This window comes from Streptomyces sp. ISL-94, assembly GCF_018614075.1.
In the GTDB taxonomy this organism is placed as follows: Bacteria; Actinomycetota; Actinomycetes; order Streptomycetales; family Streptomycetaceae; genus Streptomyces.
The window spans coordinates 1-21,399 of sequence record NZ_JAGGOZ010000065.1 but is presented as its reverse complement, the minus strand read 5'-3'; the positions used below and the strand labels follow the sequence as shown (position 1 = coordinate 21,399).

At 74.4% G+C, this 21,399-nt stretch carries 19 protein-coding genes and 2 pseudogenes; 13 read left to right on the top strand and 8 right to left on the bottom strand.

All coding sequences use genetic code 11. From position 1 onward, the window contains the following. Together J7E94_RS34770 and J7E94_RS20775 are read right to left on the bottom strand one after the other, a co-directional pair. Positions 1 to 527, bottom strand: a pseudogene (locus J7E94_RS34770) (IS200/IS605 family accessory protein TnpB-related protein); the annotation flags it as partial. Next, positions 520 to 1,098, bottom strand: coding sequence for an IS607 family transposase (locus tag J7E94_RS20775; protein WP_215017570.1), 579 nt, complete (start codon positions 1,096 to 1,098; stop codon positions 520 to 522). The pseudogene J7E94_RS34770 and the gene J7E94_RS20775, both read right to left, overlap by 8 nt. Before the next feature lie 957 nt (positions 1,099 to 2,055). Here J7E94_RS20775 and J7E94_RS20770 point away from each other — a divergent pair. The 3 genes from J7E94_RS20770 to J7E94_RS20760 all read left to right on the top strand — a co-directional run bounded on the left by J7E94_RS20770 (position 2,056) and on the right by J7E94_RS20760 (position 7,419). Beyond that, positions 2,056 to 2,553: a hypothetical protein gene (locus J7E94_RS20770; RefSeq protein WP_215017568.1), complete on the top strand. Its 498-nt coding sequence runs from the start codon at positions 2,056 to 2,058 to the stop codon at positions 2,551 to 2,553. Positions 2,554 to 2,632: 79 nt separating this feature from the next. Further along, positions 2,633 to 4,459, top strand: a complete 1,827-nt coding sequence (locus J7E94_RS20765; protein ID WP_215017566.1) for an RNA ligase family protein — start codon at positions 2,633 to 2,635, stop codon at positions 4,457 to 4,459. A 5-nt stretch (positions 4,460 to 4,464) separates the two neighbouring features. Further along, complete coding sequence (locus J7E94_RS20760; RefSeq protein ID WP_215017563.1) at positions 4,465 to 7,419, top strand: poly(A) polymerase; 2,955 nt, start codon at positions 4,465 to 4,467, stop codon at positions 7,417 to 7,419. 45 nt (positions 7,420 to 7,464) lie between these two features. Here the strand turns inward: J7E94_RS20760 and J7E94_RS20755 are convergent, their stop codons facing one another. After that, positions 7,465 to 8,382 carry an NADP-dependent oxidoreductase gene (locus tag J7E94_RS20755; RefSeq protein WP_215017655.1) on the bottom strand — a complete coding sequence of 306 codons (918 nt, stop codon included), beginning with the start codon at positions 8,380 to 8,382 and terminating at the stop codon, positions 7,465 to 7,467. A gap of 67 nt (positions 8,383 to 8,449) precedes the next feature. Here J7E94_RS20755 and J7E94_RS20750 point away from each other — a divergent pair, with 67 nt between their 5' ends. Both J7E94_RS20750 and J7E94_RS20745 read left to right on the top strand, forming a co-directional pair. After that, positions 8,450 to 8,620 carry a hypothetical protein gene (locus tag J7E94_RS20750; RefSeq protein ID WP_215017562.1) on the top strand — a complete coding sequence of 57 codons (171 nt, stop codon included), beginning with the start codon at positions 8,450 to 8,452 and terminating at the stop codon, positions 8,618 to 8,620. A 15-nt stretch (positions 8,621 to 8,635) separates the two neighbouring features. Next, complete coding sequence (locus J7E94_RS20745) at positions 8,636 to 9,268, top strand: HAD-IA family hydrolase (protein WP_215017560.1); 633 nt, start codon at positions 8,636 to 8,638, stop codon at positions 9,266 to 9,268. Here J7E94_RS20745 and J7E94_RS20740 read toward each other — a convergent pair. Further along, complete coding sequence (locus tag J7E94_RS20740; protein ID WP_215017653.1) at positions 9,255 to 9,890, bottom strand: nucleoside/nucleotide kinase family protein; 636 nt, start codon at positions 9,888 to 9,890, stop codon at positions 9,255 to 9,257. The two genes, J7E94_RS20745 and J7E94_RS20740, sit on opposite strands and share 14 nt — an antisense overlap. Before the next feature lie 49 nt (positions 9,891 to 9,939). Further along, positions 9,940 to 11,322 carry a sporulation protein gene (locus tag J7E94_RS20735; RefSeq protein ID WP_215017558.1) on the bottom strand — a complete coding sequence of 461 codons (1,383 nt, stop codon included), beginning with the start codon at positions 11,320 to 11,322 and terminating at the stop codon, positions 9,940 to 9,942. Positions 11,323 to 11,506: 184 nt separating this feature from the next. On the opposite strand from J7E94_RS20735, the gene J7E94_RS20730 reads away from it, so the two are divergent. The 5 genes and pseudogenes from J7E94_RS20730 (at position 11,507) to J7E94_RS20710 (ending at position 16,020) form a co-directional block, all read left to right on the top strand. After that, on the top strand, positions 11,507 to 11,842 hold the full coding sequence (locus J7E94_RS20730) for a hypothetical protein (protein ID WP_215017556.1): 336 nt from the start codon (positions 11,507 to 11,509) through the stop codon (positions 11,840 to 11,842). A gap of 157 nt (positions 11,843 to 11,999) precedes the next feature. Next, on the top strand, positions 12,000 to 13,286 hold the full coding sequence (locus J7E94_RS20725) for a hypothetical protein (protein ID WP_308345398.1): 1,287 nt from the start codon (positions 12,000 to 12,002) through the stop codon (positions 13,284 to 13,286). A 51-nt stretch (positions 13,287 to 13,337) separates the two neighbouring features. Then, positions 13,338 to 14,080, top strand: a pseudogene (locus J7E94_RS20720) (SDR family oxidoreductase). Between the two features lie 107 nt (positions 14,081 to 14,187). Continuing rightward, the gene (locus J7E94_RS20715; RefSeq protein ID WP_215017552.1) at positions 14,188 to 15,009 is read left to right on the top strand and encodes a PP2C family protein-serine/threonine phosphatase; all 822 of its coding nucleotides are present in this window, start codon (positions 14,188 to 14,190) and stop codon (positions 15,007 to 15,009) included. A gap of 54 nt (positions 15,010 to 15,063) precedes the next feature. Further along, the gene (locus tag J7E94_RS20710; protein WP_215017551.1) at positions 15,064 to 16,020 is read left to right on the top strand and encodes an MASE1 domain-containing protein; all 957 of its coding nucleotides are present in this window, start codon (positions 15,064 to 15,066) and stop codon (positions 16,018 to 16,020) included. A 92-nt stretch (positions 16,021 to 16,112) separates the two neighbouring features. Here the strand turns inward: J7E94_RS20710 and J7E94_RS20705 are convergent, their stop codons facing one another. Together J7E94_RS20705 and J7E94_RS20700 are read right to left on the bottom strand one after the other, a co-directional pair. Further along, positions 16,113 to 16,868, bottom strand: coding sequence for a peptidoglycan-binding protein (locus J7E94_RS20705; protein WP_215017549.1), 756 nt, complete (start codon positions 16,866 to 16,868; stop codon positions 16,113 to 16,115). 339 nt (positions 16,869 to 17,207) lie between these two features. Continuing rightward, the gene (locus J7E94_RS20700; RefSeq protein WP_308345397.1) at positions 17,208 to 18,338 is read right to left on the bottom strand and encodes an MFS transporter; all 1,131 of its coding nucleotides are present in this window, start codon (positions 18,336 to 18,338) and stop codon (positions 17,208 to 17,210) included. Between the two features lie 473 nt (positions 18,339 to 18,811). On the opposite strand from J7E94_RS20700, the gene J7E94_RS20695 reads away from it, so the two are divergent. Both J7E94_RS20695 and J7E94_RS20690 read left to right on the top strand, forming a co-directional pair. After that, positions 18,812 to 19,261, top strand: coding sequence for a hypothetical protein (locus J7E94_RS20695; RefSeq protein WP_215017547.1), 450 nt, complete (start codon positions 18,812 to 18,814; stop codon positions 19,259 to 19,261). Between the two features lie 185 nt (positions 19,262 to 19,446). Beyond that, the gene (locus J7E94_RS20690) at positions 19,447 to 20,001 is read left to right on the top strand and encodes an adenylate kinase (protein ID WP_215017545.1); all 555 of its coding nucleotides are present in this window, start codon (positions 19,447 to 19,449) and stop codon (positions 19,999 to 20,001) included. On the opposite strand, the gene J7E94_RS20685 is transcribed toward J7E94_RS20690, so the two are convergent. Beyond that, positions 19,977 to 20,264: a hypothetical protein gene (locus tag J7E94_RS20685; protein ID WP_215017543.1), complete on the bottom strand. Its 288-nt coding sequence runs from the start codon at positions 20,262 to 20,264 to the stop codon at positions 19,977 to 19,979. The genes J7E94_RS20690 and J7E94_RS20685 overlap by 25 nt on opposite strands. A gap of 93 nt (positions 20,265 to 20,357) precedes the next feature. On the opposite strand from J7E94_RS20685, the gene J7E94_RS20680 reads away from it, so the two are divergent. Further along, positions 20,358 to 20,813: a hypothetical protein gene (locus tag J7E94_RS20680; RefSeq protein ID WP_215017541.1), complete on the top strand. Its 456-nt coding sequence runs from the start codon at positions 20,358 to 20,360 to the stop codon at positions 20,811 to 20,813. Positions 20,814 to 21,399 lie beyond the last annotated feature (586 nt).

Genomic DNA, 21,399 nt, shown 5'->3' with positions numbered 1-21,399 from the left:
CGGCCGCCCCGCACCACACGGACACGCCCGGCTTCCCGGTCGGCCCTGACAGCCTCAAGCCGGTCCTCAAGAACATGCAGGCGGCGCGTTTTCTGGAACCACTCCCACTTGGACCGGTAGCCGCCCGGGGCCCGCTTGCTTCCCTTCTCCCCGATCGGGAGAGACAGCCGGTGCGCGATCGTCTTGATACCGGCGTCGAGGGATTGCAGGTGGGCGTACTGAGCCCGACGGGACAACGCCCACTGGTCGTGGCTGGCCTTGGTGATACTGCCCGCCCAGCGCGACGACGACAGGGCAGTCAGGTCCCGCTTCCGCCCGGCCCACGTATCCGTGGAGTGCTCCAAGCCGTCGCGGACACGCACGGCGAGATCCTTCGACGCCAACGATCCGAGATGCGCGCCGACCAGGCGCAGCACCTTCTCGTCCTGGACGGTGAAACCCTTGAGACGGTCACGGACACACACGCCCGACGCCGGGTCGGCGACGAACGCGCGGGCGATCTGCCGCAGCTTCTTCGGCTCAGCCATCGGCGGCAGCCGCCTCAAGAGCTTTCTTCGCCCGGTTCTTCGCGCAGCGGCGGCCGTACAGGCGGGCGCAGAACGAAGTCAACACCTCAACCATGTCCCGGACCAGGTCGTCTTCGACCTCACCGTCATCGAGAACCACCAGGCGACGGCCTGTCGCGGACAGGGCGGCTTCCACCAGCTCGATGTTCATTCGCCCGAGGCGGTCCTTGTGCTCGACCACGACCGTGGTCACCTCGGGATCGGCCAGCAGACGCTTCGCCTTGGAACGGGCGCCGTTCACACCCGAGCCGATCTCCGACTCGACACGCACCACACGGTGACCGGCCTTCGCAGCCCACCCGGCAAGCCGGGCCGTCTGCCGCTCAAGATCCGTCTTCTGGTCATGCGACGACACACGGGCATACAAGCCCACACCACCCGTCACCGACGGTGACGTATGTGCGTCGATGTTCACCAGAATTGTTCGCGGTCCGACGCGCTCCGCCGGGACCGGCAACGTCCCCTCACGGAACCAGCGATAGGCGGTATGCGGGTGCACACCCTGCGCCTTCGCCCACTCCTTGAGGTTCATGGACACAACCGTAACGACACTCACCAAAACGCACTATCACTCACAAGAGTGAGCCAAAACAACAACAACTCCCAACCCCGCACACCCCCGCCCCGCCGCCGCGGCGACCCGCCGGACGCGCAGCGGCCCGTCCAGGGCGCGTTCGTCGCGAGGCCCGTAGTCCAGCCAATCCTGCGCCTCCGCCCGCTCCCGCGCCCCGGCCCGAACCCCAGGGCCCGCTCCACGCCCGGCAGCGCCCGCCGCACCCCGGCGGCGTCCGGCAGGAAGTTCCCGCACCAGCCCGGCAGCAGCGCGGCGCGCTCCGGGCCGACCGCGTGGAAGAGCGCGGCGACCGCAATCCCATGCCGTCGACGGTAGGGCGTGCCGCTGACGGCTGTGGTCCGGCTACCGGCCAGGGATTCGCCGGACCGGGGCGGATCAGCCGCGGGCTCGCCGGACAGGGTCTTCTCGGGGACGGCCTTGTCGGTCAGCTGCGGCATCGGAACTCCGTTCACCGGGGGTGGACCCGTGCGCTGTGCAACCGCGGGCGCGGCCCGCTGGTTACGGCGACCCCGGGCCCGGACCCAATGCCTTCGTTTTGCGACCCCTATACCTCTTTATTACCTGGTTATGTAGATCTTGCTACGGTCCGGGGGCGGACCGGCGGCGTGAAACCCGCCGGTCCGACCACGTCACCGGCCGCCCGAGGAGAGACCCGGACGTGAGACGCGCTTCCCGTACGGACACGAGCACGGGCACGGGCACGGGCACCGGGACGGACGCCGCGACGGACGCCGGAAGGCGGGGGACCGTGCCGGGTCTCGTCGGCGGCGCGGCGGTCGTCTGCCTCGGCGGCCTCGCCGCTCCGGCCGGCGACGCACGGGCGGAGGCGCCCGGAGTCACTCCCCCGCCCCGGGAGTCACCCGTCCGCGTGACAGGGGCGCGACTCCGGCGGCCCGGGTACGGCAGGGTGGGCGGATGCAGCTGCGCCGGGCCCTGCCCCTGACCCTTGCCGCACTCGCGATGGCCACCGGATGCGTGACCGTGACCCCCGCCGCCCCGCCGGATTCCGCACGGCTGGGGCCCGCGGCGGCCCGGACGGAGCCCCGGCAACCGACGCCGCCGGCCTGGCCGTTGGGGCGGCTGCCGGTGGCACCCGTATCGGTGGAGCCGGTCGAAGCGGCCGAACCGGCGGAACCGGCGGCGGTGCCGGAGCGTCCTGCGGCCCCCGCCGCGCCTCGGGCCCCGCGTAGGGCCGGGCACGCCCGGCCCTACGCCCCGCCGAAACCCCACAGGCGGACGCCCGGGAAGCCGAAGGCCAAAGCGAAGGCCAAGGCCAAGGCCAAGGCCAAGGCCAAGGCCCCGGCGAAGATCAAGCCCCGCCCCGTGCCGGAACCTGCGTACGACGACATGAGGTCCCTGTGCGAGGCCGGGCGCGGCACGGTGTCGCCGTCCATCCTGGCCCTGTGCCGTTAGGCCCCCGCGTTATTGGGTGGATGAGGCCGCTCCGGATACCTACAGTGACGAGGACCCCATCGTCGGCCAGGAGCGGATCATGCGCACCCACTATCCCCGGACCCCTCATCTGCCCTGGTCACCCGGGGTGGGTCGGGATGACGTCCGGGCCGCTGCCGGGCTCGAGGGGCTGGCCGGGCGGGAGGTGGTGGTCACCGAAAAACTCGACGGGGAGAACACCACCCTGTACGCCGACGGACTGCACGCCCGTTCGCTCGACTCGGGGCACCACCCGTCGCGGGCCTGGGTCAAGGGGTTGCAGGGGCGGATCGGCGCGGGCATCCCGGCCGGCTGGCGGGTGTGCGGGGAGAACCTCTACGCCCGCCACTCCCTTCCGTACGAGGACCTGGACAGCTGGTTCTACGGATTCTCGGTGTGGGACGGCGACCAGTGCCTCGACTGGGACCGAACCGTGCCGTTCCTGCGGGGCCTCGGGGTGCCCAGCCCGCGTGTCCTGTGGCGGGGTGTCTTCGACGAGCGGGCGCTGCGCAGGCTGCGCCTCGACACCACGCGCCAGGAGGGGTACGTCGTACGCACCGTGGGCGGCTTCGCGCGTGCGGACTTCGGGCGGTGCGTGGCCAAGTGGGTGCGGGGCGGGCACGTACAGACCGATACGCACTGGATGTACGCGCAGGTCGTGCCCAACGGGCTGGGGCCCCAGGCCCCGCTGTGGGGGGTGCGGTCGGGCGCGGAACCCGATGTGGCGGGGCTGTCGGCCGCCCTCGGGGTCAGGGCCGGGGCCGACATCGCGGCCGGAACCGAGATCGGCTCCGAGGCCGGGGCCGGGGCCGAAGCGGGAGCCGCAGCCGCAGCCGCAGCCGCGACAGTGGCCGAGGTCGGTGAAGTGACCGCCCGGATCGACGGGTTGGGCCGGACCGGCGAGGCACGCCTGGCCGGTGTACTGGCCGCGATGCTGCGCCGCGTGCCACGCGCCCGCCTCGCGGCGCGGCTGGCGGCGGGCCCGGCCGGGATGCCCCTCGCGCGGCGGGTGGCCGACCTGGTCGGGCTGTACCCGTCGCTCCAGCGGCCGTTCCCCGACGCGGAGCGGCGCGCCGGCCTGGTACGGATGGCCGTCGCGGCCGACCTGGGGGTGCTGCACGCGCTCGCCGGGGCGACGGCCGGCGACCCCGGGGCGCGGGAGTGCGTGGAGTGGTCGGCGCTGTGCGCCGAGGAGGCCGGGCTGCTCGGCGCGGACCCGCTCGGTTCCCTGCGCGCCGGATTGCGGGAGGCCCTGGCCGGCCTCGGGCCGGAGGCGGCCGACCGCTGCTGGGCCGAGGCCCGCGAGGCCTTCGCGCGGGGCGGGATCTCCACCCCGCAGGAGGCGGTGGCGGCGACCTGGCGGTGGCGGGACGCGGGGTTCCCCCGGCTGGTGCAGCTGTGCGGGCCCTCCGGCAGCGGCAAGAGCACCTTCGCGCGGAGCCTGCCCGGCGTGTCGGCCTACGTGAGTCTGGACGATCTGCGGTCCGCCCGGGGGTCCCGCGCGGACCAGCGGGCCAACGCGGACGTCCTGCGCGAGGGCCTGGACCGGCTGGACACCGCCCTGGCCGCCGGCGGCACCGTGGTGTGGGACGCCACCTCCCTCACCGAGCAGCAGCGCGGCCTGGCCGGTTCGGTCGCACGGCGCCGTGACGCGCTGGTCACCCAGGTGGTGGTGCTGGTCGAGGAGGCGGAGCTGCTGCGGCGCAACGCGGTGCGGGCGCATCCCGTGCCGGCCCCGGTGCTGACCGGACAACTGCACCGGTTCAGTCCGCCGTATCCGGGTCAGGCACACCGGACCTGGTACATGGGGGCGGGCGGCAGCGTGGAGGACACGGCGGGGATTCTGGACAGCCAGGGCGGTCCGGGCACGGCGGGCGGGGAGTTCTGATTCCGATGCGTACCAGTGAGGAGCTCTACCACCAGGTCCGCTGGGACCCGCGGTTCGATCCGGCGCGGTTCGTGCTCGGCCTGCTCCAGCGCGGGGCCGCCCCCAAGCGGGTCCCGCTGCCTTCCTTCGTGCCCGGCGGGGACATCCCCTGGCACCGGGTGCTGTTCGTCGAGGCGGACGGCGAGCTGGTGTGGGACCGGGCCACGGGAGTGGACCGGATCGACGTCACCGAGGCGGGGCGGGTGCGCGAGCCCCGCCTGCTGCGGGCGCCGTTCTTCACCGCCCGGACCCCGCACGCCTGGGATCCGGCGGGCGGCGGCGCCTGGCGGCCTACGCCGGCGCTCGGGCCCGGCGGCGCGGAGGTCCCCGCCACCGTCCGGCTGCTGACGTGGAACACGCTCTGGGACCGCTACGACGCCCCGCGGATCGCCACCGCCCGGCGCAGGCCGCTCCTGCTGGCCGAACTGGCCGCCGCCGATGCCGATGTCATCGCGCTCCAGGAGGTCGAGCCCGCGCTGCTGTCCATGCTGCTGGCGGCGCCGTGGGTGCGGGCCGGGTACACGGTCGGCACGGATCCGGGCGGCCCGGACGTCACCGACTGCGGGCTGCTGGTCCTGAGCCGGCTGCCGGTGCGGGAGGCCGGGCTGCACGTGCTCGGCCCGCACAAGGCGGTCACCGCGGTGAGGGTGGACACCGTGGCGGGACCTCTGGTCGTCGCCGCCACCCACCTGACGAGTGATCACACCGACGGCGGAGAGGTGCGCCGACGGGCCGAACTGGCCCGACTCGCCGAGGGGTTGGGCGGGATCGGGGCCGGGGTGGCGCTGCTCGGCGACTTCAACGACGGTCGGCCCGGGGCCGAAGGGCCCACGGGCGCCCTGGGGATGCGGGACGCCTGGAGCGACGTACACGGGCCGGCGGACGATACGCCCACCTTCGATCCGGTGGCCAATCCGCTGGCCGCGGTGGGCTCCCTGTCGGGGCGGGCCGCGCGGCTGGACCGGATCCTGCTGGGGCCCTCCGAGGCTCGGGTGACGGCGGCGGCGCTGCGCGGGAACGCGCCGGGCCCGGAAGGGTTGTTCATCTCCGACCACTACGGGGTGGAGGCGACGCTGGACTTCGGGGAGGGGAGCGGCAGGCCGCCCGCGCGGCTCGGCACACCGGCGACGGCGCGCACCGCGGTGGCCTGGCTGCCGCCGCGGCTCCCGGATGCCGTCGAGGAGTTGAGGCGGGAGCACGACCCGCAGGCCGACCGCCGGCCCGCGCACGTGAACCTGCTGTTCGGCTTCGTCCCCGAGTCCTCGTTCGAGGCGGCCGTGCCGCTGCTGGCCGAAGTGGCCTCGGCGACGGCGCCGTTCACCGCGCGGCTGGAGGGGGTGTACAGCTTCGGCCACCGCGAGGACGCCACCCTCTGGCTGGATCCGGCGGCGGCCGGTGACGCACCGTGGCAGGAGCTGCGGCGGGCGCTGACCCGGCGGTTCCCGGGGTGCCGGGGGCGCGCCGAGGGCTACACCCCGCACCTGGCGCTGGGGCGCAGCCGGGATCCGCAGCGGGCGGTCGCCGAGTTCACCGCCCGGCTCGGCGGCGGGCCGGACCGTGCGCAGATGGTCGCCGGGGTCGGGGAGCTGGCCGTGCTGTCGCGGCGCGGGAACGGCCCGATGCGGACGCGCGCGGTGGTGGAACTGGGCACGGGCCGGGTGCGGTGGCTGCCGGAGCCCGCGCCGGGGGACGGCATCGAGCCGCCCGGCGCCGCTGAGTCGGTCACCGCGCGGATCACCGACGCGCTGGCCGAGGGGGTGGTGCACGTGGCCGGATCCCGCCGCATGGGCTGTGCGCTTCCGGGTGCGGACCTCGACCTGGTGGCGGCGCTCCCGGGCGCGGCCGGTATCGCCGGGGTACGGGACCGGGTGGCGGCCGCATTCCCGGACGCCGTACGCCTGCGCGAGGTGGCGGGTGCGCGGGTGCCGGGGCTGCGGTTCCGGGCGGCCGGACTGGATGTGGACCTGGTCGTCGTCGCCACCGGCGCGCTGGACCCGGTACAGGCGGTGGCTCGGCGGGCGGAGCTGGGCGAGGCCGCCGCCATCGCGCTGAGCGCGGTGAGCGACGCGGATGCCGTACGGGGCTTCGCGGGCGGGGAGCGGGACGCGGACCGGGACGCGGACGGGGGCTCGGCGCAGGGCGGGGAGCAAGGCGGGGAGCAAGGCGGGGAGCAGGGCACGGCGCAGGGCCCGGAGTACGCCGCCTTCGCCCGTCTGGCGCGGGAGGTCAAGGCCTGGGCCCGGGCCCGGGGTCTGGACTCGGCGCCGTTCGGCGGGCTGCCGGGGCTGGCCTGGGCCGTGCTGGCCGCACGCACGGTGCGCGGGGCCTGCGACCTCTCCCCCGCCGCGCTGCGCCTGGCATTCTTCGGGACCTGGGCGGCCTGGGACTGGCGGGACCCGGTGGGTCTGACCCCCGGGACTCCGGGGCCGGACCCGGTGACGGTGCTCACCCCCTCCGAGCCGGTCCGCAGCTGCACGGTCCAGGTGGGGCCGGCCCTGCGCGACCTGCTCGCGAGGGAGCTGTACCAAGCCTGGGAGCTGCTGGACGCGGATCCAGGCGACTTCGGTGCCGCCCTGGCCGTGCCACCGCTGCACCGGCGGCACGCGGCCTGGGCGGTGGTGACCGTACGGGCGCCCGGGGAGCGGGAGTTCGAGGAAGCCCTGGGCCGGGCCCGCGGCCGGCTGCGGGCGCTGCTCGGCGCCTTGGAGGAGGCGGGCGTCACGGACGCGCACGCCTGGCCGCACCCCTTCGACACGGCCCCGGCCCGGGCCCGGTACGCGATCGGCCTCGGCACCGCTCCGCCGGACGCGACCCGCCTGGCCGCCCTGGCCGCGCCGTGGTCGCGCGGCCTGCCGGGCGTCGAGGTCACCTGGGCGGCCTGCGGCGAGGTCCCGGACCTGAGCCCGGCAGCCGCCGGGTGACGCACCGGCTGCCGCCGGACCGGAACCCTTCCCGCACGCTGCGCCTCAGACCTCGATGACGATCTTTCCGGCGGTGTGCCCGCCCTGGCTCAGTTCGAAGGCCGCCGCCAGCTCGGCGAGCGGGAAGATCTGGGCGACCGGCACCTTCAGCTGCCCGGCGTCGGCGAGCCGGCCCAGTTCGGCGAGGTCGCTGCCGACGGGGCGGACCCACATCCACTGCCCGCCCGCACCGAGCACGGTGGGATCGGTGATGGAGGCGTGCCGGCCGTCGTCGTGCAGAACCTTGCGGGTGACGTCGACGACACCGCCGACGAAGTCCGCGGCGACGGTCACCCCGTCGGGGGCGAGGGCGAGCACCCGCTCGGCGAGTCCGTCCCCGTACGCAACGGGCTCGGCGCCGAGCTCCCGCACCCGGTCGTGGTTGCGCGGCGAGGCGGTGCCGATGACCCGTGCCCCGAGCGCGCGGGCGATCTGCACGCCCATCGAGCCGACGCCGCCGGCCGCGCCGTGGATCAGCACCGTGTCGTCCTTCCCGGTGCCGAGGCGGGTGAGCAGCTGGTAGGCGGTGAGCCCGGCGAGCGGCAGCCCGGCGGCTTCCGCCCAGTTGAGGGAGGCGGGCTTGTGCGCGAGGGCGCTGACGGACACGGTGACGAACTCGGCGAAGGTACCGCCGCGCACGTGGTCCTTGCGGGCGTAGGCCATGACCTCGTCGCCCTCGGCGTACTCGGGTACGTCCAGCCCGACGCGCTCGACGGTGCCGGCCATGTCCCAGCCCGGGACCACCGGGTAGAAGGCGTCCATCATGCTGTCGAGGCCGCCTGCCATGATCTTCCAGTCGACGGGATTGACCGCGGCGCACTTCACCCGGACGAGGACTTCGCCCGGTCCGACCTTCGGGACCGGCAGCCGCATCTCGGAGAGCACCTCCGTCCCGCCGTACGTCTCGTACGCCATCGCCCGCATGGTGGCCTCGGCCATGTTCCCGACCTCTCCGTGAGCTGGTGGACCCTCCCCTGGTTCCCATCCCACCATGTGGGCGGCGCCCGTCCCGAGAAGCGCGGCGGGCGGGGAGGAGGAGCCTGTACGGACACATCCGTCGTCTTGGGAACCCAGCCGGATCCGGCTGCAACCGGCCCGCGAGGCCCGCGAGGCCCGCGAGGCCCGCGAGGCCCGCGAGGCCCGCGAGGCCCGCGAGGGCTGATGACATGATCGGGACATGATCGAGGAACCGAAGCGGTATGTCCTGTTCGATGTCGACGGCACCTTGATCGATGCCATCGACAACCAGCGCCGGGTGTGGGGTGCGTGGGCGGAGCGCTACGGGCTGGACCCCGACGAGGTGTACCGCGTCGCGCTGCGGACCAGGCCGGTCGAGACCTTCGCGCAGGTCGCACCGGACCGGGATCCGCGGGAGTGTCTGGCCGCACTGCACGAGCTGGAGGACGAGGACGTCCGGTCCGGTGTCTACGGTGCCTTCGACGGCGCCTCGGAACTGCTGGCCGCCCTTCGGCCGGGGGCCTGGGCCCTGGTGACCTCGAACTACGGGCACCGGGTGCGCGGCCGCTTCGCCCGTACCGGTCTCCCGGTCCCCGAGGTCCTGGTGGACGCGGCCGCGGCAGAGGAGGGCAAGCCGTCGCCCGTTCCCTACCTGCAGGCCGCCGCGCGACTCGGCGCCGACCCGCAGGACTGCCTGGTGATCGAGGACGCCCCGTCCGGCGTGCAGGCCGGGCTGCGGGCCGGGATGACGGTGTGGGGGGTCAACGCGCCCGTCGCGGTGGACGGTGTGCACCGCCATTTCGGAAGCCTGCGCGAGGCGGTCGGCGACATCCTGGCCTTCACCAGCCGATGACCAGGTCCGCCCGATCGCGGCCGGGGGCGATCAGGCGGGCGTTGGACTCGTCCGAGCGGACCACCCAGGCACGGGCGCGTGCGGGGTCCTTGCCGTGGCGCACGTGGCGGTCGATCAGGCGTCGGACCCGCAGGGTGTCGGCGGGGGCGAGGTACCACGCCTCGTCGAGCAGGGGCCGCACCCGCGCCCATTCCCCCGCGTCGTGGAGCAGGTAGTTCCCCTCGGTGATCACCAGGGCCACGGCGGGCCCGACGGGGATGCTCCCCGCGATCGGCTCCTCGATCGAGCGGTCGAAGGCCGGTGCGTAGACCGTGCCGTCGCCCGGTTCGCGCAGGCGGCGCAGCAGGGCCGTGTAGCCCCGTGCGTCGAAGGTGTCGGGGGCGCCCTTGCGGCCGGCCCGCCCCAGGCGCGCGAGTTCGGCCCCGGCGAGGTGGAACCCGTCCATGGGCACCACCACCGCCAGCTCCGGCCCCAGCGCCTCGGCCAGCCTCCCGGCAAGCGTCGACTTGCCTGCCCCGGGCGGCCCGGCGATCCCGAGGATCCGCCGACCGCCCCTGTCGCCGCGGTCGTCCCGCCCGCCCGCGCCGGCCAGCGCGCGGGCCCGCGCCGCCAGTTCCGTCATCTCCACGGTCCCATCCTGCCCGAGCGGGCCGGCGGAGTGGCTCTCGGGCTCACGCCGCCGCGAGGCTCGCCGCCAGGGTCCGTACCTGGTGCATGTACTCGGTGACCTGCGGTTCGTGCCGCCAGGGGTGCAGCGCGTTCGTGAAGATCCTGATGTAGTCGATGCCCCGGACCGTCTGGAGGCGGGAGAACAGCTGGAGCGCCTCCCGGCCGAGGGTCAGGCCGGCTTCCAGCTCTCCCTGCTGCGCATGGGCCGTGGCCAGGACGGACAGGCGGATCCCCCGGGACCGGGCGAACGCGTCACCGGGCATCTCGCCCAGCGCGTGCCAGGCGAAGGTGGACTTGGGGCGTCCGAGATCGCGGAAGATCTCGGTGGCGTCGGTGATGACCCGCTGGCGGGTGAAGAAGTCGATCCAGGCGCGCTCCCCCGAGCCTTCCGCCTCTCCCCGCTCCAGCAGCCGCTCCGACGCGGCCAGGCAGGCGGACGCCGCACGGGCATCGCCTTCCCTCGCGTGCGCCCTGGCCTCGATCAGTTTGGCGAAGCCCAGTACCCGGGGATCCGCGGCCGGGACCCGCTCGTAGGCACCCTGCGCCATGTCGATGGCCTGCGAGGAGAAGCCGCGCATCATCGCCTGCATCGCCATGGTGGTGAGGATGTACGCGCCCAGGTGGATGTCACCGCCTGCCTTGGCCATCCGCAGCGCCTGGATGTAGTGCCGCTGCGCCTTCTGGTGCTGGCCGGCGTCGAAGGCCGTCCATCCGGCCAGCCGGGCCATCTCGGCCGTCACGGAGAAGAGTTCGCGTCCGTCCTGCTCGGAGTAGCGGGCGCGCAGGAGCGGTGTGACCCGCTCGTAGAGGTACTCGGTCAGCGACTGGGACTTCCATGCCGCACCGCCGAACCGCGAGTCCCAGGCCCGTGCCGCGTCGGCGGCCGCCCGGAGTTCCTCGATGTGCGTACGGCCGATGGTCGTCGTCGTAGACGAGGCCGGCACCGGCTCGGTGGGGCTGACCAGCCACCGGGTCACGGGCTCCGAGAACGCGGAGGCCACGAACGGCGCTGCGGCCAGGAAGTTCCGTCGGTTCACCATGCTCCAATACGAGGTCGCTTCGTCGACCGCCTGCTGTTGATCTCTCGGGAAGGTGAGTCCCGCCGACTGATCGGGACGGGCCCCCTCCATTCCGATGTCCGCGACGCTCACCGGCCTCCCGAGCACCTCGGTGAGCACAGTGCCTATGTGCTGCGGCACCGGCCACTTGGGCTGCATGCCCCTGCGGCACCAGTTGGCCACGGACGTATGGGTGTACTCGGTCGTGATGCCCTCGGAACGGCAGATCTCATTCAGTCGGAAGGCCAGCCGTTTGTGGCTGATCCCGGATTCCTCTATCACCTCGACCAGCCGGTGGTTCACCACGTGCTTTGGTCGCTCCGCCATCGGAGTCTCCTACCCTCAGCGTCAGGCGTATCCCGAACTCCATGATAGTGAACGTGAGTTGGCATGAGCCTTCGCTCCGATTCGTGAGCCCCCTCTGTGAGCCCTGTGCGCCGGCCCGGGCGCTGGTCTCCTGGTGAGACATCGACAGAATCACCCGGACGAGGGGCTGGAACCGGTGACAAGGATGACGGACAAGACGAACCAGTCGAAGAAGACGAAGGCCCGGATCGCTTCCGCCGGCGGGCGGTGGTCTCGGCACGCGGCCGGCCGGGGTGTGGCGCTGGCCCTCGCCATGATCCCCGTACTGGTCGAGGCGCTCCCGCCCTGGCTGCTCATCGTCGGCATCGCGGCGCTCGTCGTCGCCGCGGGGCAGAACGGGCAGCCGGGGTCGGCGCCGGAGCACGTCCGCAACGGCGTGGATGCCGGCCCGTCCCGGGCAGGGCGGCCCGTGCCCCGCAGGGTGCACCACCGCGTGCGCGCGCCGCGGCGCGGGGGTCCGGCCGGCTGGGACCGGAGGTAGGGACTTCCCGCTGCCGGGGGCGGCCTTAGGGTGCTGACGGGAAGCCTCGCTCGAGGCGCCGGGGAAGGGGAGACACCACATGCAGCACGTTGCGGTCCTTGGGGGAAGTGTCGCGGGCCTCGCCGCTGTTCGGGCGTTACGGAGTTTCGGAGTCAGGGTGACGCTCCTCGAGCCGGACGGCTTGGGCGGCAGAGCGGAAGACGGGGATGGCGGGGACGCCCGCAAGGGGGTGCCGCAGAGCGGGCAGCTGCATGCGCTGCTCGACATGGGGCGTACGCAGGCGGAGCGCTGGTTCCCGGGCCTGACGGACGAGTTGGTGGGCCATGGGGCGGTGTTGGGTTCAGGGGACGAGATCCAGCTGTTCGCGGGCGGCACGCGCAAGGTCGCCGTCCCCGGCAACGAGCTCATCGGGACCACGCGCCGCCTCCTGGAGCAGCGCATCCGCCGTCGGACGCTCGCCGATGAGCAGGTGACGGTGGTGGCGGCCCGGGCCTGCGGCCTGCGCTTCGAGGGCGGGCGCGTGACCGGCGTACTCCACCAAGGAGCCGACGGCGGGCCGGAGTCCTGCCTTCCGGTCGACGCCGTCGTCGACGCCATGGGCCGCTCCAGCCGGCTGACCTCCTGGCTGCGGGACGGCGGCTGGCCCGAGCCGCCCGTCGACCGCATGAGGATCGACCTCGGCTACGCCACCGGACTCTTCCGCCGCGGTACCGAACTGCCCGGCGTGCGCGTCGCGCACCAGCTGCCCCTCGCCGCGGCCACCGTCGACCGGCAGCCCGACACCGGCGCCATGGCAGCCGTCGAGGGCGACCGCTGGATGGTGGTCATCGCCGCCTACGCCGACCGGCGCCTCACCCGCGACCGCAACGCCTTCCTCCAGCGCATGCGCGAGATGGAAGCCGAGCCCTTCGGCGTCGTCGCCCGCCGGTGCGAGCTGCTCGCCGAGGTCGAGACGTACACGATGGCGCACTCCATGCGGCGCAACTGGTCGCGGACCGAGCGGCTGCCCGGCGGCCTGTTCGTCGTGGGGGACGCCGTCGCCTCCTTCAACCCCGTCTACGGCCAGGGGATGACCTCGGCCTTCCTCCACGCCTCCTGCCTCGCCGCCCACCTCCGCAGGGGCGCCGACCTCACGGCCCCGGCCGTCGGCTACTTCGAGCACGTGAGGGTCGTCGTCGACGCGGCGTGGAAGGTCTCCACCCTCGCGGACCTCGCCCAGCCCCACGTGACCGGCCCCTACCCGACCGGCTACCGGCTCGCCAAGGCCCTCTCCGACCGGATGGGCGAGGCCTCCGTAACGGACGCCTGGGTCAACGAGCGCTTCCTCGACGTGGTCAACATGCGCCGCCACCCCGCAGCCCTGGAAAGCCCGCACTTCTGGTGGCGCGTCGGCAGGGCGCTGCTGTCCCGGCGCGCCGCTGCGGCCCGTTCGGTGAGGTGTTAGCCTGCCGCGCCGTGCCGCGACAGCACGGCTCAGCTCGTACGGGAGGCTCACATGTCACGTCGTCCGGTCACCGTCGTCACCGGAGGCAGCAGGGGTATCGGCGCCGCGACCTGCCTGCGGCTCGCCGCCGACGGGCATGACCTGGCGCTGGGCTACGTCCACGACGAGGCCGCCGCCCAGGGGATCGCCGACCGATACGGGCGACCGGGGCCCGCTGTGTGACGGTACGCGGGGACACCTCAGAGGAGTGCGGGGTCGAGCGGCTGTTCGACATCGCCGGCGCCGAACTCGGTACGGTGACGGGGCTGGTCAACAACGCCGGGGTGACCGGCCCGCTGGGCCGGCTCGCGGACGCCCGGACCGAGGACCTGCGGCGCGTGGTCGAGGTCAACCTCCTCGGGTACCTGCTGTGCTGCCGCCGGGCCGCCCAGGACATGGCCGCGGCGGGCGGCGGCGCGATCGTCAACGTCTCCTCGGCCGCCGCGACCCTCGGCAGCCCCGGGGACTACGTCCACTACGCCGCGACCAAGGCCGCCGCCGACGCCCTGACCATCGGCCTGTCCAAGGAGCTCGGCCCGGACGGAATCCGGGTCAACGCCGTGGCCCCCGGCATCATCGACACCGACATGCACGCGGCGATGGGCGATCCCGGCCGGCCGGCGCGGGCCGCAGCCGGAATCCCGCTCGGGCGGCCCGGGCAGCCCGAGGAGGTGGCCGGGGCGATCACCTGGCTGCTGTCCCCGGAGGCCTCGTACACGACGGGAGCCGTCCTGCGGGTCTCCGGCGGCCGCTGACGCCTGTGCCGTACCTGGGTCCGACGCCGGGCGGCCGCTGCCTGAGCGCACCGCGCCGACCGCAAATATGATGAGCACGGGCCTTTCGCTGGCGGAAGGAGTGGCCCATGAGCCCGCATCGTCATCCGCGGGCCGCGAGCGCCGACCTCCTGTCCAGGCTGGGCCGGCTCACCGCCCAGGCCCGGGAAGGGGCGGAACTGCAGCAGGCGCGGGTGCGGCTCGCCGAGGTGCTGCAGCGCGCGATGCTGCCCGCCTCGCTGCCCGTCCTGCCGGGGCTGCGAGGCGCGGCCCGGTATGCCCCTGCCCGGGACGGCCTGGACATCGGCGGTGACTGGTACGACGGCTTCCGGCTGCCCGACGGTGCGCTCGCGTTCTCCATCGGCGACGTGGAGGGGCACGATGTCGAGGCGGCCGCCTTCATGGGGCAGGTCCGGATCGGCCTGCGCGCGGTGGCCTCCGTCGTCGAAGACCCCGGCGAGGTCCTGAGCCGGACCAATGACGTCCTCCTGTCGACGGACGGCGAACTCTTCGCCACCTGCACCCTGCTGCGCTTCGACCCCGAGACCTGGGAGTTCGAGAGCGCCCGGGCGGGGCACGTCCCCTCGGTCTGGGCCACGGTGGACGGCGAGTACGGCATCACCGACGACGACGGCGGGCTGCCCCTGGGCATGCTGCCCGGGGCGGGATACGCCGTGACCCGGCGCCGGCTGACCAAGGCGGGCGCGATCGTCCTGCTCACCGACGGGGTGGTCGAAGGGCCGGCGTTCCCGATCGAGGTGGGGCTGGAGCGGGTCGCCCACGTCGTCAAGGAGGCGGCGGGCGCCGATCCCGGCGAGATCGCCGCCGAGGTGATGAAGGTGGCCGATTCCACCGGCCATGCCGACGACGCCGCCGTGCTCGTCCTCCGCCACGACGCGGCGAGCCCCTGACCCCCCTTAGCGCGTGTCACGGCCGCCGGGGCGCGGGGACTGTTGTCTGATGCTGTGGTGCGCAACGAGGAATGGCGACGTCTCCCCGAAGCTGTTCTGTGGATCCTCGCCGTCGCCGTCGCCTACTACGCGGGCGGCCGGATCGGCCTGCTGCAGCGGGTGGTCGTCGAGGGCGCGATGGTCACGCCCCTGTGGCCGCCCACGGGCATCGCCCTCGCGGCGCTCCTCTGGCGGGGCGTCCGGATCTGGCCGGGGATCGCCCTGGGCACGTACTTCTTCATCGAGGGCATCAGTACGTTCGACCTCCTCCCCGACTGGGGGATCATCGCGGGGAACACCCTCGCCCCGGTGTGCGCGTACCTGATGCTCCGCCGGGTCGGCTTCCGCGTCGAGCTGGACCGGCTGCGGGACGGGCTGGCGCTGGTCTTCCTCGGCGGCCTGGTGCCGATGCTGATCAGCTCGACCGCCGGGACCTGGGTCCTGATCCTCACCGGTGACCTGGCGATGCCGGGATTCTGGTCGACGTGGTCGGCCTGGTGGGCCGGAGACGCGATGGGCGTGCTCGTGGTGACCCCGCTCCTGCTCGTCCTGCGCAAGGTCCGCCTGCCCCGGGAGACCTACCACGTGGGCGAGTCGGCGGCGCTGCTGGTCACCGCCGTCGCCGTCACGCTCGTGGGCACCCGCAGCTCCCTCTCCCTGCTCTTCCTCGTCTTCCCCCTCCTCATCTGGGCGGCGGTGCGCTTCCAGCTGGCCGGGAGCGCGCCGTGCGCCCTGCTCGTCTCCGTCCTGGCCAACTCGGCGGCCAGGGACCGCGCCGGGCCCTTCGCCCACCACACCCTCTTCGAGATCATGGTCAACCTCCAGGCCCTCAACGGAGCCGCGGCCCTGACCGGGCTGCTGCTGGCGGCGCTCGTCACCGAGCAGAACAACATCCGGCTGCAGATCGAACAGGTTTGCGAGGATCTGGCCGAGTTGGTGGAGCAGCTCGGCCCGCGGAAGCCGGAGCAGTGAAACCGCGCCCGACTCCGGGATCCGGGCATCCGGGCATCCGGGCATCCGGGACTCCGGGACTCCGGGACTCCGGAGCCCCGGAGCCCCGGGGCTCAGCCGAACGCCGCCCGTGTGGCCGGGCCGTAGACACCCTTCGGGTCGCCCGTGATGCCCCGGTCGCTCTGGAGCTGGGCCACACCGCGCCGGGTCTGGCCGTCGTACACGCCGGTGACGGAGACGTACGTGAACCCCTGCCCGAAGAGCCGTGCCTGGAGGTCGCTCACTTCGGGGCCGCGGTCCCCCGGGCGCAGCGTCCCACCCGCGCCGGGTGTCGGCCGCGCGGTCGAGGCGCTCGGCGAGGGCGTCGGCTTCGCGCTCTGGCTCGCGGCCGGTCCGGAGGCTGCCGAAGACCCCGGCGCGGCCGACCGGGCCGCGGCCGGGGCCGAGGTCGCGCCGTCCGGGCTGCGCGCCGGGAGCGCGGGTACGGACAGGTCGGGCGGCCGCTCGTTCCGGGGCGGCGGCTGCGGATCAGAGCCGTTCAGCAGGAACACCAGGACCCCGGCCGCGGCGAGCACCGTCAGGACGACGACGGCAGCGGGCGAGATCCGGCGCCGGCCGCGCCCTCTTGCAGGACGACCGAGGTCGCCGGCACCAGCACCGGCACCCGCTGCGGCAGCAGCGGCCCTGTGGCCGGCCGCGCGCGGAGGCTCCCGGTCCGGCGGCGGACCGGGGTAGGCGACAGGCCCGCTCTGCGGCCATGCGGGGCCGGTCGCCGTCTCCTGGTGCGGCCGGCCCGAGGGGGCCACGTACGGGCGTATGAACAGGCGGTCGTCGGGGACGATCCCGCTCTCATCGGAGTCGTGGGACATGTGTCTCCCCGGCTGGGTCGGGGGCCGGCGCGGCGGTGCGGTGCCGGCCCCCACCCGGCCGGTCAGGCCCCGCGCCGCCGGGCAGCCGGGACCGTCACGGCGCGTGCGGCGGCTCCGCCGGGAGCGCGGCCGGGCGTACCGCCGAATGTGGGGGAACCGCCGGTCGTGGCCGGAGCGAGCCCCGGTTCGGGCAATGAGCGGACGGACACAAGCATCTGGGGTATCTCCGAAGTGCGGCTCAAGCGGTGGTTCTCGACCGGCGCACTCTTCCCCTCCGGGCTGGGCCGGGTCAAGCCTGATGTCCGATCTGCCCTCGTCCATCCGCTCTCTGCCCGCTGATCACTTGAGGTCACCGGGCCGGCGGCGGACGGACGTGACCCAGACCGTGACCGACGCCAGGAGCATCAGGGCCGCTCCGCCGAGCGGGGCGGCGGGCGCGGAGATGCCGTCGACCGCGAGGCCGCCGAACAGCGCGCCCGCGGCTATGGCCAGGTTGAACATGGCCACCATCAGCGAGGACGCGGCCTCGGCGGCGGCCGGCGCCGCGGTGATCATCCAGCTCTGGAGGCTCACCGAGACCCCTCCGTACACGAGCCCCCAGGCGAGCAGCAGGACGGTCCCGGCGACCGCTCCCGGAAGGACGGCGATCAGGCCGAGGATCACGGCGAGGCAGGCGCTGACGGCGAGCAGCGTCCGGTACGGATCACGCGCGCCGGCCAGGAAGTTGCCCGCGACCCCGGCGGCGCCGTAGCCGAGCAGCAGGGTGCTCACGTACGCGGCGTCGATGCCGGAGACGTCCTGCAGGATGGGCCGTACGAAGGTGTAGGCGGCGAACTGCCCGGTCACCAAGAGGAAGGTGACGATCACTCCGGCGCGCACCGCGCGGTTCTCGCGCAGCAGGGCGGGGAGTTCCGGGAAGGCGATGTGCCGGGTCGGCGGCAGCGGGGGCAGCAGGAGGAGCAGCGCGGTCAGCGTGAGGAGGCCGAGGGCGCCGACCGCCGCGAAGGCACTGCGCCAGCCGCCGAGTTCGCCGAGCAGGGTGCCGACCGGGACACCGAGCACCGAGGCGGTCGGGACACCGCCGAAGACGAGCGCGGTCGCCCGGCCGACGTGGCGCTCGGGGACCAGCCGGACGGCGAGCCCGCCGGCGATGGCCCAGAACCCGCCGACACTGATTCCGACGAGCAGGCGGGCGGCCAGGACGACGGCGAAGTTCGGCGCGAAGGCGGCGGCGAGGTTGGCGGCGGCCATCAGGGCGATGAGTACGCAGAGCACGAGCCGCCGGTCGAGGCGGCCGGCGCCGACGGTCACGAGCGGCGCGCAGAAGCCGGCGACCAGCCCGGGCACGGTGACCATGAGCCCGGCGGTCCCGTCGGACACGCGGAGGTCGGCCCCGACGGGGGTGAGCAGCCCGACGGGCAGCAGCTCGGAGGTGATCAGGCAGAAGATCCCGAGCGCGACGGCGCACACGGCCGCCCAGCCCTTCCAGGCGGGGCCCGACTCCGTACCCGGGCGGGAGCCGGGCCCAGGTGCGGAGGCTGCCCCAGGTGCGGAGGCTGCACCGGGTGCGGAATGGGACCCGGAGGCGGAACCTCGCCCGGGTCTGGCGCCCGGTACGCGTGACAGGGACTCGGGGCCGGCCCCGGTAGCGGAGGTGGGCTCGGGTTCCGGACGGGGCGCGGGGTTGCCGGGCGCGGCAGCAGCGGTCATGGATCGGTACTCCGTACGGGCAGATCGGCGGGCAGGACACGGCGGCACGCGGTGCCGGGGGTCGCGCCTCCCCGGGCACTGGTACCGCCGCTCCGGTGACCCTCCCATACCGGTGGATCCAGGACTACCCACCGTCCAGGCTCCGGCGGCGAATCGATTCCGCTCCGGGCGCCGTCACCCGGACGCGTGAGGCGGAGGACGGTGCCGGCCCGGCCGTACGGCAAGGTGGTCGGATGCTGTTACGCCGGGCCGTGCCCCTCTCCCTCCTCGCGCTCCTCACGAGCGCCGGCTGCGTCTCCGTCGGCCCGCAGGATGCGGCTCCGGTTCCGGTACCCGTTCCCGTACGGGGTTCCGTACCGCCCGTGGCCGCGCCGGACGTGCCGGAGCCGCTGCCCTTGGGGAAGCTGCCGGGGGCGTCCGTGGCGGGCGGCACCGATCCCGAGGCGGACCCGCACCAGGAGCCGTCCCCCGCACGGCCCCCGGCCAAGGCCGGCCGGGCTCCCGCCGCCCGGCCCGCGAAGCCGGCGGCGACCACCCGCCGCCCGCGCGCGGCCAAGCCCGCCTCTCCCCACCCGCGCCGGCAGCCGGCCCCGCCACCGGGTGTGGACGAGCTGTGCGCGGCCGCCGGGGGCGCGGTTCCGCCGTCGATCGTGGACCTGTGCCTGCGCCAGTACGGCCGCTGACCGCACCGCGCTGCACCGCCCCACCCGCTCCGCTCTGCTCCGATGCGAGGCTGGGTATCTGGGCGGCGCGGTACGGATCGGCACGCTGCCGGCGGTCGAGCGGGCGGCGACCGCGGTGCACCGGGGCCCGATGGACGGGGTCCTGCCGACGGCGCAGGCCCTGGCCCGGTGGATACCGTGCCCGGATGCGACGCGTACTGGTGGTCGGGATCAGCGGAGCGGGGAAGTCCACCCTGGCCCGGGCTCTGGGTGAGCGGCTCGACCTGCCGTTCCACGAGCTGGACGCGCTGCACTTCGCCGGTCCGGGGTGGGCCGTCAGCCCGACCTTCGCCGAGGACACGGCGCGGCTGGCCGGTACCGAGCGGTGGATCTTCGACTCGCTCGGCTACCCGGCCGTCCGGGACCTGCTGTGGGAACGGGCCGACACCGTCGTCTGGCTGGACCATCCGCGGCACGTGGTCATGCGGCGCGTGGTGCTCCGCTCGCTGCGCCGGAGCCTGCTGCGCGAGCGGCTGTTCGGCGGGAACAGGGAGGCCTGGCGCGAGTGGCTGCGGGCCGACCACCCGGTGTGGTGGGCGTGGACGCGGTACGGGCCGCGGCGGGCGGAGATCGGACGCCGGGCCGCCGATCCGAAGTTCGCACCGCTGCGGGTGGTCCGGCTGCGGTCCCCGCGGGCGGCCGGGGCGTGGCTGCGCGCGCAGGGGGCGGGGCCGTCTCAGGGGCGGCGGCCGCAGGCGTGAGCGCACCGGCGGGCCGTGTCGCGGCGGGCGGTGCGCAGCCGGCGCAGTGTGCTGTGGCCGCGCCGGCGCCACTCGCCCCGCGGCAGGGAGGCGCGCTGTCCGCCGCCCGCGATCAGGGCGTTGACCGGGGTCATCGGGTCTGCGGCCAGGGCCTTGGCGAGCAGGACGCCGACCACGAGCGGGACCAGGGCCACGGCGAGGGCCGAACCGGCGGTGGTCACGTGCTGCATGCGGAAGCGGGGGGTCTCGGTCGCGGAGGTCATGGCCTCATTCGACCAGCGGCGGCGCGGCGGGGAATCGGGGCGGATACTCAGGCCGTTGGGCACAAGGTACTCAGACGGTCGGGGCGGTGGGTGATGTCGGTGTCCGGGCAGGGCTTCGAGGCGGCGACCGGCGAAGGTCCGGCCGCGCCGCCGGATGCCGGGCGCGCGGCGGAGCTGCGCACGGCGTACGAGGGGCTGCTGCAGATCCGCCGTCTGGTCAACGGCCCGGCGGGGGCTGCGGTTCCCGCCCCGTGGGAGGTACGGCAGTTGCCGCGCGCGGTGGCCCTCGTACTGGAGGCGTCGGGGATGACGCCCTCGGCGGTGGACGCGCAGGGCCTGCCCGTGCGGACGGGCTACCGCGTGAGCGCCGCCCCGGATCCGGGGCGCGCGGAGGTGACCTGGGTCGGCCCCCGGGGCGGCGGCGCGGCCGAGGAGGAACAGGAGCGGCTGACGGCCTGCGCGGCCGCGCTGGAACGCCTCGGCTGGGTGTGCCTCCTCTACCGCGGCCCCCGCCGGCGCCGCTTCCTGGAGGTGGAACCCCCTCGCTGACGCCCCCCGAAATCCACTGGCCCCGCCGCCTCCCCCGGGGACACTCGCCCGATGGACGCACGGGGCACAACGGGGGACGCCACCGGGCAGGGCGGACCGTGGAGTCGCGGCACCCCATCCGGCCCCTCACGCCGGCCGGGGCGCGGGCCGATCCGGACCACACCGCCTCGGCGGCGGTCACCGCCGCCTGCGGGCTGCGGCCGACCCCGTACCTCCAAGAGGGCGAGGTCCGTTGGGAATCCGGCCCCGAAGCCCGTGGCCAGGCGTCCTCAGCGGAGCGAGCGTGAGGGGGACGTCAACTGCTCCCAGGAGACGCCCAGATCACTCTCCCGCCTCTGGCGCAGCTCGATCTCCACGCACCGTTGCCCTGCCCCTCGTGCGTCCGGTCCCGGCCCACCCTAGTCCCGGACTTCGCAGGTCACCCGATCGTGAAGATCAACCGGTCGCGATCGGTCGCCATCGGATAGTTGACGCCGTGCGGTCTGTCACGGCTGGGCCAACGCGGCCGAGATCGGCCAACGATCTTGAGTTGAGGCGTTCCTAACGGGTGACCTGCGAAGTACGGGCCTAGTGTGCTGCGCCTGAA

Bases quoted from the DNA above. Each gene is read 5' to 3' on its own strand.
- J7E94_RS20775 (WP_215017570.1), bottom strand. From the start codon at position 1,098: ATGAACCTCAAGGAGTGGGCGAAGGCGCAGGGTGTGCACCCGCATACC.
- J7E94_RS20770 (WP_215017568.1), top strand. From the start codon at position 2,056: ATGCAGCTGCGCCGGGCCCTGCCCCTGACCCTTGCCGCACTCGCGATG.
- J7E94_RS20765 (WP_215017566.1), top strand. From the start codon at position 2,633: ATGCGCACCCACTATCCCCGGACCCCTCATCTGCCCTGGTCACCCGGG.
- J7E94_RS20760 (WP_215017563.1), top strand. From the start codon at position 4,465: ATGCGTACCAGTGAGGAGCTCTACCACCAGGTCCGCTGGGACCCGCGG.
- J7E94_RS20755 (WP_215017655.1), bottom strand. From the start codon at position 8,382: ATGCGGGCGATGGCGTACGAGACGTACGGCGGGACGGAGGTGCTCTCC.
- J7E94_RS20750 (WP_215017562.1), top strand. From the start codon at position 8,450: ATGTGGGCGGCGCCCGTCCCGAGAAGCGCGGCGGGCGGGGAGGAGGAG.
- J7E94_RS20745 (WP_215017560.1), top strand. From the start codon at position 8,636: ATGATCGAGGAACCGAAGCGGTATGTCCTGTTCGATGTCGACGGCACC.
- J7E94_RS20740 (WP_215017653.1), bottom strand. From the start codon at position 9,890: ATGACGGAACTGGCGGCGCGGGCCCGCGCGCTGGCCGGCGCGGGCGGG.
- J7E94_RS20735 (WP_215017558.1), bottom strand. From the start codon at position 11,322: ATGGCGGAGCGACCAAAGCACGTGGTGAACCACCGGCTGGTCGAGGTG.
- J7E94_RS20730 (WP_215017556.1), top strand. From the start codon at position 11,507: ATGACGGACAAGACGAACCAGTCGAAGAAGACGAAGGCCCGGATCGCT.
- J7E94_RS20715 (WP_215017552.1), top strand. From the start codon at position 14,188: ATGAGCCCGCATCGTCATCCGCGGGCCGCGAGCGCCGACCTCCTGTCC.
- J7E94_RS20705 (WP_215017549.1), bottom strand. From the start codon at position 16,868: ATGTCCCACGACTCCGATGAGAGCGGGATCGTCCCCGACGACCGCCTG.
- J7E94_RS20695 (WP_215017547.1), top strand. From the start codon at position 18,812: ATGCTGTTACGCCGGGCCGTGCCCCTCTCCCTCCTCGCGCTCCTCACG.
- J7E94_RS20690 (WP_215017545.1), top strand. From the start codon at position 19,447: ATGCGACGCGTACTGGTGGTCGGGATCAGCGGAGCGGGGAAGTCCACC.
- J7E94_RS20685 (WP_215017543.1), bottom strand. From the start codon at position 20,264: ATGACCTCCGCGACCGAGACCCCCCGCTTCCGCATGCAGCACGTGACC.
- J7E94_RS20680 (WP_215017541.1), top strand. From the start codon at position 20,358: ATGTCGGTGTCCGGGCAGGGCTTCGAGGCGGCGACCGGCGAAGGTCCG.